The sequence below is a fragment of the Pseudomonas sp. EGD-AK9 genome (assembly GCF_000465935.2).
Classification (GTDB): domain Bacteria; phylum Pseudomonadota; class Gammaproteobacteria; order Pseudomonadales; family Pseudomonadaceae; genus Aquipseudomonas.
Genome location: NZ_AVOF01000503.1, coordinates 1 through 1,729 on the forward strand (window position 1 = coordinate 1; position 1,729 = coordinate 1,729).

Consider the following 1,729-nt stretch of genomic DNA (forward strand, 5'->3'; position numbering starts at 1 on the left):
CTACTGGGCGTCGCCCTGGTCGCGCCGCTGGCGGTGTACCCGGTGTTCCTGATGAAGCTCCTGTGCTTCGCCCTGTTCGCCTGCGCCTTCAACCTGCTGCTCGGCTACGCCGGCCTGCTGTCGTTCGGCCATGCGGCCTTCCTCGCCACCGGCGGCTACGTCACCGGCTACCTGCTCAGCCAGCACAGCGGGCTGGGCACCGAGCTGGGCATCCTCGCCGGCACGCTGGCCGCGACCCTGCTCGGGCTGGGCTTCGGCCTGCTGGCGATCAGACGGCAGGGCATCTACTTCGCCATGATTACCCTGGCCCTGGCCCAGCTGGTGTTCTTCCTCTACGTCCAGGCGCCGTTCACCGGCGGCGAGAACGGCCTGCACGGGGTGCCACGCGGCAAGCTGCTGGGGTTGTTCGACCTGAGCGACAACCTGACCCTGTACTACTTCGTGCTGGCGGTGTTCGTCTTCGGCTTCGCGGTGATCCAGCGCACCATCCACTCGCCCTACGGCCAGGTGCTCAAGGCGATCCGCGAGAACGAGCCGCGGGCCGTCTCGCTCGGCTACAACGTCGATGCGCACAAGCTGCTGGCCTTCGTCATCTCCGCCGCACTGACCGGCCTGGCCGGTGCCACCAAGACCGTGGTGTTCCAACTGGCCTCGCTGACCGACGCGCACTGGCACATGTCCGGCGAGGTGATCCTGATGACCCTGCTCGGCGGCGTCGGCACTCTGCTCGGTCCGCTGGTCGGCGCCGGCGTGGTGGTCACCCTGCAGAGCTACCTGTCCAACGGCCCGCTGGGCGAATGGGTGCACGTGATCCTCGGGGTGATCTTCGTGATCTGCGTGCTGCTGTTCCGCGCCGGCCTCGTCGGCTGGGTGCTCAAGCTGGCCCGCCGCAACTTCTAGTCACACGCCCTTGTCGCTCACGGCGCGGACTTCGGTCCGCGGCGCGGGCCTGCGTGTGCCGAATTCGCCCGGTCGAGCCTTCGACCGGGCCAGTCGCCACGGCCAGATCCGTGGCTAACGGGCCGGCTCCGTCGGCCTTCGCCGGGTCACGCCGCCGTGGGCTGTCTGGGAGACGGCGTGGCCCAACCAACAAGAAGAGAGAGCCATGTACCAACTTCGTCCCACCCAGCTGTTTATGCCATCCGCCCTGGCCGCGGCCCTGGCGATCAGCGCACCGGCCAGCGCCGCCTTCGTCGATGACAGCAAGGCCGCGCTCGATGCGCGCAACTTCTATATGAACCGCGACTTCCGCCAGAGCGGCGCGACCCAGGCCAAGGCCGAGGAGTGGGCCCAGGGCTTCATGCTGCGCTTCGAGTCCGGCTACACCGAGGGCCCCGTCGGTTTCGGCATCGACGCCATCGGCCTGCTCGGCCTCAAGCTCGATTCCAGCCCGGACCGGGTCGGCACCGGCATCCTCAAGAGCGACCGCGAGGCGCCCAAGCGTGCCCAGGACGAATACGGCGAGGCCGGCCTGACCGCCAAGCTGCGCGCCTCCAACAGCACCCTCAAGCTCGGCACCCTGCAACCTGTGCTGCCGGCGCTGATGCGCAACGACAGTCGCCTGCTGCCGCAGACCTTTCGCGGCGCCTGGCTGAGCAGCAACGAGATCGAGGGCCTGAGCCTGGACCTCGGCCGTCTCGACCGGGTCAACCAGCGCGATTCCTCGGATAACGAGGAGATGACCGTGTTCAACGGCGGCAAGCGCAATATCGTGCTGGGCAGCGCCAGG

Annotated in this window: 2 protein-coding genes; both read left to right on the forward strand. The window is 68.3% G+C overall.

Features of this window, described 5'->3' with window-relative positions:
- The coding region (locus N878_RS19565) for a branched-chain amino acid ABC transporter permease (protein ID WP_021445248.1) at positions 1 to 900 on the forward strand (900 nt) is incomplete at its 5' end.
- A 235-nt stretch (positions 901 to 1,135) separates the two neighbouring features.
- Positions 1,136 to 1,729 (forward strand): OprD family outer membrane porin (locus tag N878_RS19570; RefSeq protein WP_031303539.1); only part of this gene is annotated, 594 nt, incomplete at its 3' end.